This is a genomic window from Streptomyces rugosispiralis (assembly GCF_024505145.1).
Classification (GTDB): domain Bacteria; phylum Actinomycetota; class Actinomycetes; order Streptomycetales; family Streptomycetaceae; genus Streptomyces; species Streptomyces rugosispiralis.
Genome location: NZ_JANIAA010000032.1, coordinates 73,852 through 90,824, shown reverse-complemented (window position 1 = coordinate 90,824; position 16,973 = coordinate 73,852). Strand labels below are relative to the sequence as shown.

General features: G+C 71.6%; 10 protein-coding genes. All 10 read left to right on the top strand.

Features of this window, described 5'->3' with window-relative positions; all coding sequences use genetic code 11:
* Nucleotides 1-1,032: 1,032 nt before the first annotated feature.
* A complete protein-coding gene (locus NP777_RS34175) occupies nt 1,033-2,547 on the top strand; it encodes a sugar transferase (protein ID WP_256654060.1) in 1,515 nt (504 codons plus the stop codon).
* A gap of 91 nt (nt 2,548-2,638) precedes the next feature.
* Complete coding sequence (locus tag NP777_RS34170; protein ID WP_256654059.1) at nt 2,639-3,964, top strand: nucleotide sugar dehydrogenase; 1,326 nt, start codon at nt 2,639-2,641, stop codon at nt 3,962-3,964.
* Entirely contained in the window at nt 3,954-5,192 is a 1,239-nt protein-coding gene (locus NP777_RS34165) for a glycosyltransferase family 4 protein (protein ID WP_256654058.1), read from the top strand. Before NP777_RS34170 ends, NP777_RS34165 begins: the two co-directional genes overlap by 11 nt.
* Nucleotides 5,189-6,583: a Wzz/FepE/Etk N-terminal domain-containing protein gene (locus tag NP777_RS34160; protein ID WP_256654057.1), complete on the top strand. Its 1,395-nt coding sequence runs from the start codon at nt 5,189-5,191 to the stop codon at nt 6,581-6,583. Before NP777_RS34165 ends, NP777_RS34160 begins: the two co-directional genes overlap by 4 nt.
* Nucleotides 6,580-8,097, top strand: coding sequence for a Wzz/FepE/Etk N-terminal domain-containing protein (locus tag NP777_RS34155; RefSeq protein WP_256654056.1), 1,518 nt, complete (start codon nt 6,580-6,582; stop codon nt 8,095-8,097). The genes NP777_RS34160 and NP777_RS34155 overlap by 4 nt, the downstream gene beginning before the upstream one ends.
* A 3-nt stretch (nt 8,098-8,100) precedes the next feature.
* Entirely contained in the window at nt 8,101-10,035 is a 1,935-nt protein-coding gene (gene asnB, locus NP777_RS34150) for an asparagine synthase (glutamine-hydrolyzing) (protein WP_256654055.1), read from the top strand.
* Nucleotides 10,036-10,052: 17 nt separating this feature from the next.
* The gene (locus tag NP777_RS34145; RefSeq protein ID WP_256654054.1) at nt 10,053-12,248 is read left to right on the top strand and encodes a bi-domain-containing oxidoreductase; all 2,196 of its coding nucleotides are present in this window, start codon (nt 10,053-10,055) and stop codon (nt 12,246-12,248) included.
* Nucleotides 12,245-14,188: an alginate lyase family protein gene (locus tag NP777_RS34140; protein ID WP_256654053.1), complete on the top strand. Its 1,944-nt coding sequence runs from the start codon at nt 12,245-12,247 to the stop codon at nt 14,186-14,188. Before NP777_RS34145 ends, NP777_RS34140 begins: the two co-directional genes overlap by 4 nt.
* 9 nt (nt 14,189-14,197) lie before the next feature.
* Entirely contained in the window at nt 14,198-15,733 is a 1,536-nt protein-coding gene (locus NP777_RS34135; protein WP_256654052.1) for a right-handed parallel beta-helix repeat-containing protein, read from the top strand.
* A gap of 1 nt (nt 15,734) precedes the next feature.
* On the top strand, nt 15,735-16,967 hold the full coding sequence (locus tag NP777_RS34130; RefSeq protein ID WP_256654051.1) for an O-antigen ligase domain-containing protein: 1,233 nt from the start codon (nt 15,735-15,737) through the stop codon (nt 16,965-16,967).
* The last annotated feature ends 6 nt before the right edge of the window (nt 16,968-16,973 follow it).

Genomic DNA, 16,973 nt, shown 5'->3' with positions numbered 1-16,973 from the left:
CCCTCTCACAAGGCGTTTTTCGCGGCAATCAGCCCTCGCACATGCCGAAGCGGCGGTGCGGCGGGGTGTGCGCGGTGGCGGTGCGCGTTGTGGTCGCCCGCGTTCACAAGCTCACCCTCGCCGCTCTGGCCGTTGCCGCGGGTCTCTCGCTCACGGCCTCGCGGGCGTCGACCTGAAGACCAGTGAGGGGACGCTGTCCGCGAAGCGCGGTGGTGAAGTCCGTCTCCACATGCTCCTCCCTTCCTGTCACCCCTCCTCGACGCGGACCCCGCGCATCTGCTGCACGGTCGCACTGAGAGCTGGGTCACACGGCCTCACGCGGCTGCGGCGCGCTGGTCGGCACCACTTCGATGACGGACGGTCCTGTCGCCACGGTGACCGGTCCGGCCGTTCCGGATGCCGCCCCGGGTGTACCGCGTCGGCTGAGCTTGAAGGCCGAGCCGCCACCGCCGCGCGCCGCCCCTGTGACCCGGAGAACTCCCGTCATCGCAGGTCACCGCCGTGCCTTGGCGTCAAGGCGCCCTCGGGCGGCGACCGATCGGTGGAGCCAGCTTCAAAGTTTGAACACAAATTACACACATCCCCCTCTTCAGATGGGCCCCGATGGTCTAGATTGACCGTGCTTCACATGTTTGGACACCGAGCGACAAATGATGATCTATGCGTCCGGCTCTACGGTCAGTCAGCAGTCGCGTCGCCGGCGCCAGACGTGGGGGTGATCAGTTCTTGGAGCCCGAGAGGGGGCCTTGGGCGCTGGGGAGCACCCGGGGGTTACGACGGGCTCCCGCGCACCTCGAGAGCCTGGCGGGGCAGGCGAGCCTGCCGCCGCCGGGGTGAGTTGTTCACGTAGCTCCGAAAGAGCCGGATGTCATGCGCGGGGGGTAGGGGCCTCCCGCGGGGAGGAATAGCGCGGTGCGGGGGGGTGGGGGCCTCCCGCGGGGAGGAACGGCGCGAAGCGGGGGCGGGGGCCCTCCGAGGGGAGGAAGAGTGCGGGGGGCGGGGGCCTCCCGAGGGGTGGATCAGTGTGAGGCGATGGCGAACACGTCGAACCACTGGGACCTGGGGGGTTCTGTGCAAGGGGGATTACTCAACCCGTTTCCGCCGGCGCGCGGGCGTCTGGCGGACGGGGCGATCAGACAGCCCGCGATCGGCTGGGAGCAGCGGTACCGCCGTACCGTGATCACCAGCGATACCGTGGCCACGGCCTTCGTCGTGGCGGCGATCGGCAACTTCTTCGGCGCCCGGGACGCGGCCAACTGGCATGAGAAATGGGGAATTCTCGCCTTCGGCACCGAGCTGCTGGTGCTGGGGGCGCTCGCGGTGAGCCGGGCGTGGGCTCCGGCCGTGCTCGGCCAGGGCGCCGAGGAATTCCGTCGGCTCGGACGCTCACTGTTCACGGCGACCGTCGTACTGGCGCTCGGCGGCATCGCCCTCACCTCGCGCAACATCAAGCTCTGGATCTTCGTCGCGATCCCCGCGATCGCGCTCGTCACCATGACCGCGCGGTATCTGCTGCGCCTCTGGCTGCACAAACAGCGGAAGGAAGGACGCTGTCTGCGACCGGTGCTCGCTGCCGGGAGCCCGGCCACCGTCCGCGACCTGATCACCCGAACCCGCAAGTTCCCGCACCTCGGCTGGCGGGTGGACGCGGTGTGCACGACGGATGGCCGCGGGCTGGACGGTGACCAGGTGGACGGAGTGCCGGTCGTCGGCCGGATGTCGGACGTCGCCAAGCACGTCAGACACGACGGCTACCGTGTCGTCGCGGTCACACCGGACCCGCACTGGTCACCGGACCGGCTGCAGCGGCTGGCCTGGAACCTCGAGGGCAGCGACGCCGAGATGGTCGTGGCCCCCGTGCTGATGGAGGTGGCCGGTCCGCGGCTGCATATCGACGCGGTGCTCGGGATCCCGCTGCTGCGGGTCAGCATGCCGACCTTCACCGGGGGCCGCCGGGCGGTCAAAGGGGTCGTCGACCGGATGGGCGCGGCGATCCTGCTGGTGCTGTTCGCGCCGCTGATGGTGTTCGTCGGGCTGCTCGTGCTGGTGGACAGTCGGGGTGGGGTGTTCTACCGCCAGCGCAGGGTGGGCAAGGACGGCCGCGAGTTCACCATTCTCAAGTTCCGCACCATGGTCGCCGGGGCCGACCGGGCACGTGCCGAGCTGGCCGACCGCAACGAGGGCGCCGGCCTGCTGTTCAAGCTCCGCCGGGATCCGCGGGTGACCCGGGTGGGCGCGGTGCTGCGCCGGTACTCGATCGACGAGCTACCGCAGCTTTTCAACGTGCTCACCGGATCGATGTCGCTCGTCGGCCCGCGGCCTCCGTTACCCGAGGAGTCCGCCGCGTACGGCCCGGACATCCGGCGGCGGCTGCTGGTCAAACCCGGGCTCACCGGTCTGTGGCAGATCAGCGGGCGCAGCGATCTGCCGTGGGAGGAGGCGGTCCGGCTGGACCTGCGGTACGTGGAGGACTGGTCCCTCGCCCTGGACACAGTGATCTTGTGGAAGACGCTGCGTGCGGTGCTCCAGGGGCAGGGGGCTTATTGATGCGCGGGGGCTTTTTGACGCGCGGGAGGCGTCGTCCGGCCGGCGCATGGAAGGCAGGCCGGAAGGGCCTGCCTGGGGGGAGGAACGAGTCATGAGGGTCAGCGTTTTCGGGCTCGGCTACGTGGGCTGCGTGTCGGCCGCGTGCTTGGCCGGCATGGGGCACGAGGTCATCGGGGTGGACGTGAACCAGGTGAAGGTCGACCTGGTCAACGACGGCAAGGCCCCGGTGGTCGAGGAGCGGATCGGCGAGCTCATCGCCGAGGTCGTGCGGACCGGGGCGTTACGCGCCACCGGCGACGTCCGTGAGGCGATCATGGGCAGCGAGGTGTCGCTGGTCTGCGTGGGCACGCCCTCGGAGCCCAACGGCAGCCTGTGCACCACCTACTTGGAACGGGTCACCGAGCAGATCGGCGTCGCGCTGGCCGAGGGGGCCGGGCGGGGGAGCCGGCACACCGTGGTGTTCCGCAGCACCATGCTCCCGGGCACCTGCCTGAACCTGCTGGTGCCGATCCTGGAGAAGTACGTCGGCGGCACGGCCGGGGTGGACCTCGGGGTCGCGGTCAACCCGGAGTTCCTGCGCGAGGGCACGAGCGTGCGGGACTTCTTCGACCCGCCCAAGACCGTCATCGGCGAACTCGACCCGGCGAGCGGCGATGCGGTGACGGCGCTGTACGACGGCCTGCCCGGCGAGGTGTTCCGGGTACCGGTCCCGACGGCCGAGGCGATCAAGTACGCGGACAACGCCTTCCACGGCCTCAAGATCGGCTTCGCGAACGAGCTGGGCGCGGTGTGCCAGGCGCTCGGGGTGGACTCGCACCAGGTGATGGACGTGTTCCTGGCCGACCGCAAGCTGAACATCAGCCCCGCCTACCTGCGGCCCGGCTTCGCCTTCGGTGGCTCCTGCCTGCCCAAGGACCTGCGCAGCCTGGTCCACGCGGCGCAGCGGGCCGACGTCTCGGTGCCCATCCTCGCCCATGTGCTGCCCTCCAACTCCGACCATCTGCAGCGCGCGGTGGAAATGGTCGAGCGCACCGGCAAGCGCCGGGTGGGCCTGTTCGGGCTGTCCTTCAAACCCGGCACCGACGACCTCCGCGAGAGCCCGCTCGTCGAGCTGGCGGAGAGGCTCTTCGGCAAGGGGTACGACCTGCGGATCTACGACGCCAACGTGAGCCTCTCCCGGCTGCTCGGCGCCAACCGCGAGTACATCGAGAACCGGCTGCCGCACCTCGCGCAGTTGCTCGCGGACTCCGTCGACGAGGTGCTCGAGCACGCCGAGGTTGCCCTGGTCGGGACCAGGGACCCGGCCGTCCTATCGGCGCTGCCCCATGGCGGCGGCCCGGTGATAGTCGATCTCATCCGCCTTCCCGACGCCGAGGCGCGCCGGACCGAACCGGGGTACATGGGCCTTGCTTGGTAACGCGATCGGTGGTGACGGGTCGGGCCGCCGCGCGCTGATCCTGGTGGAGAACCTGTCGGTGCCGTTCGACCGGCGGGTGTGGCAGGAGTGCACGACGCTGCGCGACGCGGGCTGGGACGTGCACGTCATCTGTCCCCGGGGGAGTAAGCGGGACACCGAGCCGGAGGCGTTGATCGACGGGGTGCGGATCCATCGCTACCCGTTGCGCGCGGCCACCGGAGGGCCGGCCGGCTACCTGCGGGAGTACGGATCGGCGCTGTGGCATACCGCCCGGCTGGCCCGGAAGGTCGGCCCGGTCGACGTGGTCCACGCCTGCAACCCGCCCGATCTGCTGTTCCTGCCGGCACTGTGGCTGAAGCGCCACGGCGCGCGGTTCGTCTTCGACCAGCACGACCTGGTACCGGAGCTGTACCTCTCCCGGTTCGGCCGCGGCAAGGATCTGCTCTACCGCGCCGTGTGCGCGCTGGAACGGCGGACCTACCGGGCCGCGGACGTCGTGCTCGCCACGAACGAGAGCTACCGGGATGTCGCGGTGCGCCGTGGCGGCCGTCGCCCGGAGGACGTCTTCGTGGTGCGCAGCGCGCCCGACATCGACCGGTTCCACCCCGTACCGCCCGAGCCTGAGCTGAAGCGCGGCAAGCCTCATCTGCTGTGCTACCTCGGTGTCATGGGCCCGCAGGACGGCGTCGACTACGCCTTGCGCGCCCTCGCGAAGCTGCGCGACGAGCTTGGGCGGACCGACTGGCATGCGGTGTTCGTCGGCTCCGGCGACGCCTTCGACGCGATGGTCGAGCTGTCCCGGCGGCTCGGTCTCACCGAGCAGGTGCGGTTCACCGGGCGCATTCCGGACGCCGACCTGGTGCGCTACCTGTCCACCGCGGACGTGTGCCTTTCCCCCGACCCGCGCAACCCGCTCAACGACGTGTCGACCATGAACAAGGTCCTGGAGTACATGGTGATGGGCCGGCCGATCGTCTCGTTCGACCTGAAGGAGGCGCGGGTCTCCGCCGGCGACGCCGCCGTCTACGCGCCCGCCAACGACGAGGCCGAGTTCGCGGGGCTCATCGCGCTGCTCCTCGACGAACCGGAGCAGCGGGCCCGGATGGGCAAGATCGGCCAGGAGCGGATCAGCGGACCGCTCTCCTGGCGGAACTCGCAGGCGTCGCTGCTCGCCGCCTACGCGTCGGCGGTTCACCCGGACCGGGCAGGGAAGAGGCCGCGTCGTTGAGCGATGACACGATACGCCTGGTCACGATCGGGCGGATTATCCGTCGGCGCTGGCGGCTTCTCACCGTCCTCGCCGTGGTGGGGGCGCTCGTCGGCTACGGCACCTCGCTGCTGTTTCCGCCGCGCTACACGACGTCGGCATCGGTACTGCTGCCGGGGGCGTGGGAGGAGCGCGAGCTGCTGACCCAGGCGGAGATCGCGACCAGTTCGGTGGTGGTCGACCGCGCGGCCGCCACGCTCGGCTGGCCTGGGGTCACCGGTGGCGAGCTGCGGGATCGGGTGAGCGCCGCGGCCGCCGACGGGAACATCATCAAGATCTCTGGTACGGCCGACACCCCGGAGCGTGCGCAGCACCTCGCCGACCAGGTGGCCCAGCAGTTCGTCGCCTTCGCCGCGCGGCTCGCGGGCGACGACACCGACTCCGCGGCGTCGACCGGGCCCGACGCACTGCGGAAGATGGTGGTGCAGACCAGCCGCCGCATCACCGAGCTGGCCGATGCGGCCGATCCGGGGCGGAGCGTGGAGAGCGTCCAGGGCCGCACCGAGCTCGAGAAGCTGCGCATCGCGCTGCAGGAGGCCGTGAAGAAGCTGGACGAGGCCGACCCGGTGAGCAACAAATCCAACATGGTCGTCATGGGGCCGGCGGCCCGGCCGAGCGGCGAGGCACCGCCGACGAGGACGCAGCTCATCGTCGCCGGAGCGCTGCTGTTCTTCCTGTTCGCGGTCATCGGCCATCTCACCGCCGCACGGATGAGCCGCCGACTGCGCACCGAACCGGAGATCGCCGCAGCGCTGGGCTCGACGCTGCTGGGTACCGTCGACGTACCCGGTGAACGGCCCGCGCACCGGCCGGAAGGCGCTGGCCCGCGGGCCCGGATCCGCCGGCTGCTCGGCGTCGACATCCGGTGGGACCTGCCGACCCCGCAGGCGTCCGGTGACGAGGCCGGCAGGCAAATCCGCTACCGGCGGGTGTGCGCCCGGCTCCGGGACCGGCGGCCGGCCCCCCGGCGGCTGCTGGTGGTCGTACCCGAAGGCGACGAGATCGCCCGCCGGGCCGCCGAGCAGCTCGTGGCCGAGTCCAAGGGCGATCCTTCCCCGTCCGCTTCGAGCGGGGGATACCCCATGCTGCGGGTGGTGGGAGTTTCGGTGTCCCAGCCGCTGGTGCCGGACCGCGGCACCGAGTCCGGTGCCCTGGTCGTGCTCAGCGCGGGCAGCTGGACCGCGGGCGAGCTGGCCGGCATCGCCGAGGCGTGTGCGGACGGCAACCACGAGGTCGTCGGCGTCGTCGTCGCCGGTACGGTCCGGGCCCGCCCGAAGCGGTCCGCCGGCCGCGCTCCGGACGACGCCACTCCGGCGCTCGCCGTTCGCGGCCACGCGGGAGGTGCGGTGTGACGACGAGCACGACTCCGGAGCGGCCGGCGGCCGCTCCGCTGTTCGACCTGCAGGCGCTGGTGGTGGCGGTGCGCAGGCGCCGCCGTCTCTGGTGCGCCATGGCTCTGCTGGGGCTGCTGGCCGGCGCGGCGATGGCGGTCCTGCTGCCACCGCCGCCGACCGCGGTGACCAAAGTGCTGGTCGCGCATCAGGAGGACCAGCCGAACGACACGGGAACGCTGATCCGCACCGACGTCGCGCTGCTGGGCACCACACGGATCGCCGGCAAGGCCCTGCAGTCCCTCAACTCCCGGGAAAAACCGGAAGACTTCCTGCGGGACTACCGGGGCACCGGCTTGACCAACAACCTGCTGCAGATCGATGTGACGGGCGACAGCGAGGCGGAAGCGGTGGCCCGCGCCAAGGCGCTGGCCGACGCGTTCGTCGCGGACCATGTGAGGCGGATGCGGGAGACCGCGAAGGCCGAGTCCAAGGCCCTGCTCGACCAGCGTGACCGCGTGCGGAAGGAACTCGCCGAGGTCAACAAGGCGATCGGGGGCCGATCGCCGGGCAGCGCCCCGGAATCGTCGGCGAGCACCGAGTCGCTCTTCGCCCGCCGGGCCGAGCTCAACTCGCGGATCGCCGATTTCGACCAGCGCGCCGCGGAGGCGCGCACCGGCACGCCCCGGATCATCGCCGGTACGCAGATCGTGGACGCCCCGCGCGCGGTGCCGCACTCCCTGCCCAGGACGGCTGCCACCAATGCCGCGATCGGGCTCGTCCTCGGGCTCGTCCTCGGGCTCGCGGTGTCCGCGGTCTTCACGGTGGTGGCGGACCGCCCCGTGCTGCGCCGGGAGATCGCGGCCAACCTGGGTGCCTCGGTCATCGCGGAGCTGCCCCGCCGGTCGGGCAGGCTGTGGCAGCGCCGGCGGATCCGGGCGGCCCGGACCAGGCTCACCGCGTCCCTGGCCCGCACCGTGCGCGGCTCCGCGGAACCGGTGTCGCTGCTGGAACTGGGCTGTGCGCGCGGCACGAGCGTGATCGCCCTGGACCTCGCCGGGGAACTGGCGGCGGACGGTCCGGTGGCCATCATCGATGGTCTGCCCGGCCCACAGCTCGCGCGCCGCCGCCCGAAACCAGGAGACCCGACCGTGATCAGCGGTGACCATGCCGCCGCCGCGCAGCATGAGCGCCGGTTCGGCGTCGGCTCGGTCGCGCCCGGCACCGTATGGACCGACCTCCACTACCTCGGTACCCAGACCGTGCTCGTCGTGCGTGCCGGGCACGGCAGCGCCGCATGGCTGCACACCGTGGCGCGGCAACTCGCGGACCAGCGCATTCCGGTGATCGGTGTGGTGCTGATCGACCCCGATCCGCGTGACCGGACCGACGGCACGCTGTGGGACGGGCTGCACATCGCGCTGCGGGGCCATGGCGAGCGGCTGGCCCGGCGAGACGGGCCGGGCCAACTACGGACCGAGCGACCGCCGATGTGGGCCGCACGAGTCCCGGACAGCGACCAGGAGGCGCGGTAGGAGATGTGTGGCATCGCAGGTACGTACCGATGGCCGGACGGGAAGGTCGTGACCGACCGGCTCACCCATACCCTCGCCCACCGCGGCCCGGACGGCACGGGCCGGTACAGCCACCCCGCCGGTGACGGCGAAGTGCACCTCGGGCACCGCCGGCTGGCCATCATCGACCTGTCCGGGACCGGCGCCCAGCCGATGGTCTCGGGCGGCCTCGTGCTGACGTACAACGGTGAGCTGTACAACGCGCCCGAACTGCGTGCCGAACTGGCGGCCGCCGGGGTGCGCTTCCGCGGCACCTCCGACACCGAGGTGCTCCTGGAGGCCTGGCGGCGCTGGGGCACCGACTGCCTGCCCCGGCTGCGCGGCATGTTCGCGTTCGGCATCTTCGACGAGCGCACCGGCGAACTGGTCCTCGCCCGGGACCAGTTGGGCATCAAGCCGCTGTTCCTGCTCCGGCGCGGCGAGGGCCTGGTGTTCGCCTCCGAGCTCAAGGCGCTCGCCGCCGTGACCGGCGGGTCGCTGGAGGTGGACCATGCGGCGCTGGTGGCCTCGCTGCTGTACTACTGGGTGCCGGACTCGCGCTGCGCGTTCCGCGAGGCGGAGAAGCTGCCGCCGGGGAGCTGGCTGAGGTGCCGGCCCGACGGCCGGGTGGAGCGCGGCCGGTTCTGGAACCTGAAGGACGTCGCCGCCGAGGGCCGGGAGCGGGCCCGGAGCGGCGAGCAGCCGGACCTCGCCGCCATCGTCGAGGAGTCGACCCGGCGCCATCTGCTCTCCGACGTGCCCGTGGCGACCTTCCTCTCCGGCGGTCTCGACTCCAGCTACCTGACCGCGCTGGCGGCCCGCCACCAGCCCGGGATCTCCGCTTACACGATCGGGTTCCGCGCCGAGGACGCCAGGTTCGAGGCGATGCCGGACGACCTGCGCTACGCCCGGCGGGTGGCCGAGCGGTTCGGCGTCGACCTGCATGAGATCGAGATCGCTCCGAACGTGCTCGACCTGCTGCCGCGGATGACGTACCACCTGGACGAGCCGATCGGCGACCCCGCCGCGATCAACACGTTCCTGATCTGCTCGGCCGCCCGGGAGGCCGGGGTCAAGGTGATGCTCTCGGGGATGGGTGCCGACGAGCTGTTCGCCGGTTACCGCAAGCACCTGGCCAACCTGATCGCGCTGCGCTACCAGCGCGTTCCGCGGCCCCTGCGGCGCGGGGTGTCCAGGGCCGTGGACCGGCTGCCGGTGGCCACGGCCCGCCGGGGGTACCGGTCGGTGCGCTTCGCGAAGCGGTTCCTCTCCTTCGCCGATCTGCCGGAGGAGACCGCGTTCCGGCGCAGCTACACCATGTACGACCAGGACGAGCTGCTCGCGTTGATCGACCCGGACCTGGTCGGCACGGTCGAGGACGTGCTGACCGAGCATGCGGATGTCTACCAGGACAACGACCTCGACGACTTCGTCAACCGCATGTGCCTGGGCGACGCCCGGATGTTCCTGCCGGGCCTGAACCTCACCTACACGGACCGGTCGAGCATGGCCGCGTCGACCGAGGTGCGGGTGCCGTACGTGGACGTCGAGGTGGTCAAGGCGGCGTTCGCCGTGCCCGGTGACCGCAAGATCGTCGGACGGCAGGGGAAGGCCGTCCTCAAGGAGGCGGCCACCTCGATCCTGCCCCGCGAGATCGTGTACCGGCCCAAGGGCCTGTTCAGCGCCCCGCTGCGCGCCTGGATGAGCCGGGACCTGGCACCGCTGGTGCGCGACGTGGTGCACGACGGCGTGCTCGTCCGCTCCGGGTTCCTGCGCCGCGACGCGCTGGCGCGGATGGTCGCCGAGGACGCCGCCGGGCAGCGGGACTTCTCCAAACATCTGTGGCATGTGCTGACCCTCGAGTACTGGTACCGCGGCGCGACCTCCGGGGCCGCCCAGGACTCTCCCCTGACGGCGTAGAGACAAGAGGACTTCGGGTGAAACAGGTTGTGCAGAACTACAAGAGCGGCGAGCTGGCGCTGCTCGACGTGCCGGTGCCGGGGTGCAAGCCGGGCGGGGTGCTGGTGCGGACCGCGTACTCGCTGATATCCACCGGCACCGAGCTGATGAAGGTGTCCGAGGCCGGCATGTCGATGCTGGGCAAGGCCCGCTCCCGGCCCGACCAGGTGGCCAAGGTCGTGCAGAGCGTGGCCACCAACGGGTTGCCCGCCACCTACCGCAAGGTGATGGGCAAGCTGGACTCCTACACGCCGCTCGGCTACTCGCTGTGCGGGGTGGTCGAGCAGGTCGGCGCCGGGATCGACGATGTGAAGGTCGGCGACCTGGTGGCCTGCGCCGGCAATGAGCACGCGCTGCACGCCGAGCTGAACTGGGTGCCGAAGAACCTCTACGCCCGGGTGCCGGACGGCCTCGCGCCGCGGCACGCGGCCTTCGGCACCGTCGGGTCGATCGCGTTGCAGGGCGTCCGCCAGGGCGAGTCACACCTCGGCGAAGTGGCGCTGGTCATCGGCCTCGGGCTGATCGGGCAACTGGTGGTGCAGCTCCTCGCCGCCTCGGGAGTCCGCGTCATCGGGGCCGACCCCGACCCGGTGCGCTGCGAGCTCGCCGAGCGCCTGTCCGCGGCGACCTGCGGCGATCCCGCCTCCGCGGCCGTGGAAACCGCCGTCGCCGAACTCACCGGCGGCCACGGCGTGGACCAGGTGTATCTGGCCGCCGGTGGCGGCAGCAACCAGCCCGTCGAGCTGGCCGCCCGGCTCTGCCGGGACCGCGGCCGGGTCGTCGACATCGGCAAGTGCCGCCTGGACCTGCCGTGGAACGCGTACTACGAGAAGGAGCTCGACGTCCGGTTCTCCCGCAGCTACGGCCCCGGGCGCTACGACCCGGAGTACGAGCTCGAGGGGCGCGACTACCCGATCGGCTATGTGCGCTGGACCGAGCGCCGCAACCTGGCGTGTTTCCTCGATCTCCTCGCCCGCGGCAGCGTCGACGTGGAGCCCCTGGTCTCCCACATAGCCGACTTCGACGACGCCGTCGAGACGTACCAACGTCTGAAGGACGGCGACCTGAAGGCCGTGGCCGTGCTGTTCCGGTATCCCGGCCACCCCGGCCAAGCCGGGGAGACGGCGGCCCCGGCGGTGGCCGTGCCCGCGGTGCGGCGCGGTGGCGGAGCGTCCGCCCCGGCCCGGTACGCCAACGCGTCGGTGCGGCTGGCGTTCGTCGGCGCGGGAAACTACGCGACGTCGATGCTGCTGCCGCACCTGGAACGGCGCGAGGGCGTCGAGTTGGCCACGGTCGTCACCACCACCGCGCTGTCCGCGGCCAACGCGAAGCGGAAGTTCGGCTTCGCCGAGGCGACCACCGATCTCGACGCCGTGCTCGGCGACCCGTCCATCGACGCGGTGTTCGTGGTCACCCGCCACAGCTCGCACGCCCAACTGACCATGAGGGCGCTGCGGGCCGGCAAGGCGGTGTTCGTGGAGAAGCCGCTGGCGCTCACCGAGGACGAGCTGGCCGGTGTGCTCACCGCGGTGGAGGAGTCCGGCAACGACCGGCTGCAGGTGGGCTTCAACCGCCGGTTCGCGCCGCTGCTGCAGGAGGCCAGGAAGCGGTTCGGCGCCCGGACCGGCCCGGCGAGCCTCCGCTACCTGGTCAACGCGGGCCGCCTCGAGCACGGTAGCTGGTACCTCCAGCAGGGCACCGAGGGCTCGCGGTTCGCCGGCGAGGGCGGACACTTCATCGACACGGCGAGCTGGCTGCTCGGGGCCGACCCGGTCTCGGTGTACGCGGTCGCCACGTCCGGCAACGAGGACCTGCAGATCGTGCTGCGCTACCCGGACGGGTCCACCGCCACCATCGCCTACGTCACCACCGGCTCGCCGGGCTTCCCCAAGGAGACGCTGGACCTGATCGCGGACGGCAAGGTGCTGCGGCTCGACGACTTCGTCCGTGCCACCGTGTACAACGGCCGCCGCGACCGGTGGGTCAGTTCGCGGCTGCCCAAGGCCCGGGACAAGGGCCAGTCCGCCGAGCTGGCCGCGTTCATCAAGGCCGTGCGGACCGGCGGGCCGATGCCGGTGCCGCTGGAGTCGCTGGTCGCCACCACGACGGCCACCCTCGCCGTGCGGACCGGCCTGGCCGGCGGTGCGCCGGTGACGTTGGAGCGCGCTCGATGAGCATGAGCGCGGGCTGGTACCTGCGGCGGCTGTCCCGGATGGGACCGCGGGAGGTCGGCGGCCGGGTGGCCGACGCGGTGCGCAGGCGGCGGTGGCGGTCGGCGCCGCCGGACTGCCCGAGCGTGACCGGCGCCCGGTTCACCGCCGTACTGCCCGCGGGGACGATCGCCGCGCTGCCACCGGACGCCGCGAAACGCCTCATCGCCGAGGCGGACCGGCTGATGGCCGGGCACGCCGAGTACTTCGGGGTGGAACGCGACGACCTGGCCGACCCGGACTGGTGCCACGACCCGAAGACCGGGCGCCGGGCCCCGTGGGGCTACGCCTTCGACGTGCCGTACCGCGACGAGGACGCGGTCGGGGACATCAAGCAGATCTGGGAGCCGTCCCGGCATCAGTACCTCACCGTGCTCGCCGCCGCCTACGCGATCACCGGGGACGAGCGGTACGCCGAGCGGGTGGCCGAGCACCTGCGGTCGTGGTGGACGGCCAACGCGCCGCTGCGCGGAGTGCACTGGACCAGCGGCATCGAGCTGGGGATCCGGCTGCTGTCCTGGGTGTGGATCCGCCGGCTCCTCGACGGCTGGCCGGGCGCGGCCGGGCTGTTCGAGGGCAACCCGGTGGCGCTGAACCAGATCTGGCACCACCAGCGCTGGCTGGCCGCCTTCCCGAGCCGGGGGTCCTCGGCGAACAACCACGTCATCGCCGAGGCCGCCGGGCAGTCCGCCGCGGCCTGCGCGTTCGGGTGGTTCCCCGGCTCGGCGCGCTGGCGGGCCGACGCGCTGCGGTCACTGGAGCGGCAGCTGCGGAACAACACCTTCGGCTCCGGCCTCAACCGCGAGCTGGCCACCGAGTATCACGGACTGGTGCTGGAGCTGGGCCTGGCCGCGGTGGCCGAGGCGGATGCCGCCGGTGTGCCGGTCCCCGCGTCGATCCGGCTGGTGCTGCTGCGGATGACCGACGCGCTCGCGGCCATCGTGGACAGCCGGCTGCGGCCGCCGCGCCAGGGGGACGCCGACGACGGGCACGGTCTGGTCGTGGACGGCGCGGGCACCGACCGCTGGGGCTCGCTGCTGGCCACCGGGGACGCCGTGTTCGGCCGGCTCGCCTGGTGGCCGGAGGTGACCGGCACCGATGTGCGCACCCCACTGCTGGCCGCGCTCGTCAAACCCACCGAACTGCCGGTGACCCGCCCATCGAGCCGACCGGCCCATTTCGCCGACGCGGGGCTTACGATCCTGCGCGGCCCGGGGGAGATCTGGTGCCGCTGCGACGGCGGTCCGCATGGCTTCCTGTCCATCGCCGCGCACGCTCACGCGGACGCGCTGTCCGTGGAGGTCCGGCACGACGGGGTCGACGTGCTCGCCGACCCGGGGACGTACTGCTACCACGGGCAGCCCGAGTGGCGGCAGTACTTCCGGTCGACCCTCGGCCACAACACCCTGCAATTGGACGGCGGTGACCAGTCCGTCTCCGGCGGCCCGTTCCTGTGGACCCGGCACGCCCGGAGCCGTGTCCTGACCGCGGACACCTCGGGCGAGGGCGTGGCCCGCTGGTGTGCCGAGCACGACGGCTACCAGGGCTCCGTGCACCGCCGCCGGGTGGAACTGACGGCCGTGAGTCAGGAGCTGAGGGTGGTCGACGAGGTGCGCGGCCCGCGCCGGGAGGCGCGTCTGGCGTTCCACCTCGGCCCGGAGATCGCCGCGGACCTGGTGGACAACCGGGCGGTGCTCACCTGGACCCGGGACGGCGAGGACCGCTCCGCGGTGCTCGACCTGCCCGGCGAGCTGGCCTGGCGGGCACATCGCGGCGCGACCGGACCGCCGCTGGGCTGGTACTCGGCCGGCTTCGGACGCAAGGAACCCAGCACCACACTGGTCGGCACCGGCTTCGCCGACGGCGCGCAGGGGTTCACCACCGTACTCAGGTTCCGCGGCTAGGGGGGACGCGTGGTGATCAAGTGGCGGAACTGGGCGTTACCGGTGGCGGTGTCGGCGCTCGTCCTGCCGGCGGTGACCGGCTGTGTGAGCACGCCGGGCGCCCCGGCGGCGAAGCCGACCGCCGCGCCGTCCACGTCCGAGGCCCGGCCCGTGGCCCGGGTGTGTGCCAAGCCCACGGCCGGGCCGGCGAAGGCGCCGGAGGGGGCGGTGACGGTCGACCCCGCGGTGGTCGGTGACCTGGCGGCGAAGACCAAGAGCAACCCCCCGAACACCACGTTCTGGCTTCGGCCGGGCAAACACAGGCTCGACCCGGACCGCTATGCCCAGGTCATCCCCAAGAAGGGGAACCGCTACCTCGGCGCGCCGGGCGCGGTGCTCGACGGCCGGAAGAAGAACCAGTACGCGTTCGGCGGCACCGCCCGCGACGTCACCATCCGCCACCTGACCGTGCAGCGTTTCGTGGCGCCGCCCGACGAGGGCGTGGTCAACCATGACTCGGCCGACGGGTGGTTGATCGAGCACGCGACGATCCAGGACAACTCCGGCGCCGGGCTGATGGCCGGTGCCCGCCAGCGGGTCCGCGCCAGTTGCCTGCGCGACAACGGCCAGTACGGCATGAACGCGTACAAGGCCAAGGGCCGTATCAGCGGCCTGGTGGTCGAGGGCAACGAGATCGCGGGCAACAACACCGGCGACTGGGAGCGGCGGCGGGAGGGCTGCGGCTGCACCGGAGGCATCAAGTTCTGGGCCGTCGACGGCGCCGACGTACGCGGCAACTGGGTGCACGACAACCGCGGGACCGGGTTGTGGGCGGACACCGACAACAACGACTTCCGCATCGAGGACAACGTGCTCGATGCCAACGACGGTGCCGCGCTGATCTACGAGACCAGCTACAACGCGGTCATCCGGAACAACACGATCCGACGGAACAACTGGGTCGAGGGCCGCCGGGAAGCCGACCGCGGCGACACCTTCCCGTTCGCGACCGTCTACCTGTCCGAGTCGGGCGGCGAACCCCGGATCAAGGCCCGCACCAACAAGATCGAGATCTACCGCAACGTACTGGAGAACAACTGGTCCGGGATCACCCTGTGGGAGAACGCCGACCGGTTCTGCAACAGCCCGGCCAACACCTCGTCAGGTGCCTGCACCCTGCTGGTCCGGGACCCCGACCGGTGCGCGAAACCGGCGATCGCCAAACAACCGCTCTACGCCGACTGCCGGTGGAAGACCCAGCGGGTGGACATCCACGACAACCGCTTCGTGCTGGACAAGTCCGTCGTCAAGTGCACGGTGAAATGCGACCGAATGGCGGTGCTGGCCAACTACGGCACCTATCCGGACTGGTCGCCGTACCAGGGCGAAGGGGTGGCCGAGGCGATCACCCACAAGCAGCACAACCGCTGGCACCACAACGTCTACCTCGGGCCATGGCAGTTCGTCGCCCACGACCCGAGCCGGGTGCTCGACTTCGGGCAGTGGCAGATCGCGCCGTACCAGCAGGACGCGGGCAGCACCTTGCGCGCACGGGACGGTGGTTGAGATGGACGGGGGTCACACCCCGAAGATCGTCGGGACGGTCTGGGGGCTGCTGGTCCTCAACACCCTCGGTTCCGCCGGGGCGAAGACCATCGTCCCGCTGCCCCGCTCCCTCATCCAGATGGTCACCATGGGCGCGCTGGTCGCCGCGTTCGCGCTGGCGCTCGCGGTCAATCTCCGGCTGCGCATCCGGGCCAGTGCGTATGTATTCCTGCTCACCCTGCTGCTGGTGACGAGCGTGATCTCCAGCGCCCACCTGGAATCCGGGTTCGGCGCGCTGTTCCGCTGCACCCGGCTGGCTCTCTTCGTCGGCACGCTGTGGCTGCTCAGCCGCTGGTGGGACGGCAGCCTGACGTTCGTGCGGCACCACATCCGGATGTACTTCGCGGTGCTCGGGTCGGTGGCCGCCGGCCTGGTCGTCTCACCGGGCGCGGCCCTGCCCGACCTCTACGGCGGGCGGCTGGTCGGCGCGTTGTGGCCGCTCACCCCGCCGCAGATCGGACAGTACGCCGCGGTGATCACCGGGCTGACCGTGCTGCTCGTACTGGGCCGCCGGATCGACCGGGCCGGTGCGGTGGTGGTCATCGTGCCGTCACTCGTCCTGCTCGCGCTGACCCATACCCGGACGGCGACGCTCGGCCTGTTCCTCGGCCTGGCGCTGGCGATCGGCTCGCTCCTTCTCACCAGCGCCGCGGCCCGCCGCTTCTTCAGCTGGGCGGTGCTGTGCGCCACGGTGGCCGCGGTGGGATTCGCCTCCGTCCTCCAGGCGTGGTTCCTGCGCGGACAGAGCAAGGAGAACTTCTCCAGCCTCACCGGCCGGGCCAAGGTCTGGGACGCCCTGCTGGCCGCTCCCCGGACGGCCGGGGAGAAGTGGTTCGGCATGGGCCTGGGCGACAAGTCGTTCGGCGGGCTGCCGATCGACAACAGTTGGCTGGCCGTTTACAACGAGCAGGGTCTGCTCGGCGTCACCCTTGTCGCGGCGATCATCATCGTGCTGGCCGGTGTCGCGCTGCTGCGGCCACCGTCGTTGCAGCGGGCCTGCGCGATCTTCCTGATCAGCTACTGCGCGATCGCGTCGTACACCGAGGCCGGTCTCGGCGACGCCTCGCCGTATCTGCTGCATCTGGCCCTGGCCGCCGCGCTGTTGGCGGCACCCGCCGCGGCCGCTCCGCTCGCGACGCCCGAACTCCCTCGACGACACGTTCCGCGCTGGGCCCGGAGATCGGAGGTTCCTTGAGCATGC

Coding starts and splice junctions, on each gene's coding strand:
- NP777_RS34175 (WP_256654060.1), top strand. CDS start 1,033: ATGGCGAACACGTCGAACCACTGGGACCTGGGGGGTTCTGTGCAAGGG.
- NP777_RS34170 (WP_256654059.1), top strand. CDS start 2,639: ATGAGGGTCAGCGTTTTCGGGCTCGGCTACGTGGGCTGCGTGTCGGCC.
- asnB (WP_256654055.1), top strand. CDS start 8,101: ATGTGTGGCATCGCAGGTACGTACCGATGGCCGGACGGGAAGGTCGTG.
- NP777_RS34140 (WP_256654053.1), top strand. CDS start 12,245: ATGAGCATGAGCGCGGGCTGGTACCTGCGGCGGCTGTCCCGGATGGGA.
- NP777_RS34130 (WP_256654051.1), top strand. CDS start 15,735: ATGGACGGGGGTCACACCCCGAAGATCGTCGGGACGGTCTGGGGGCTG.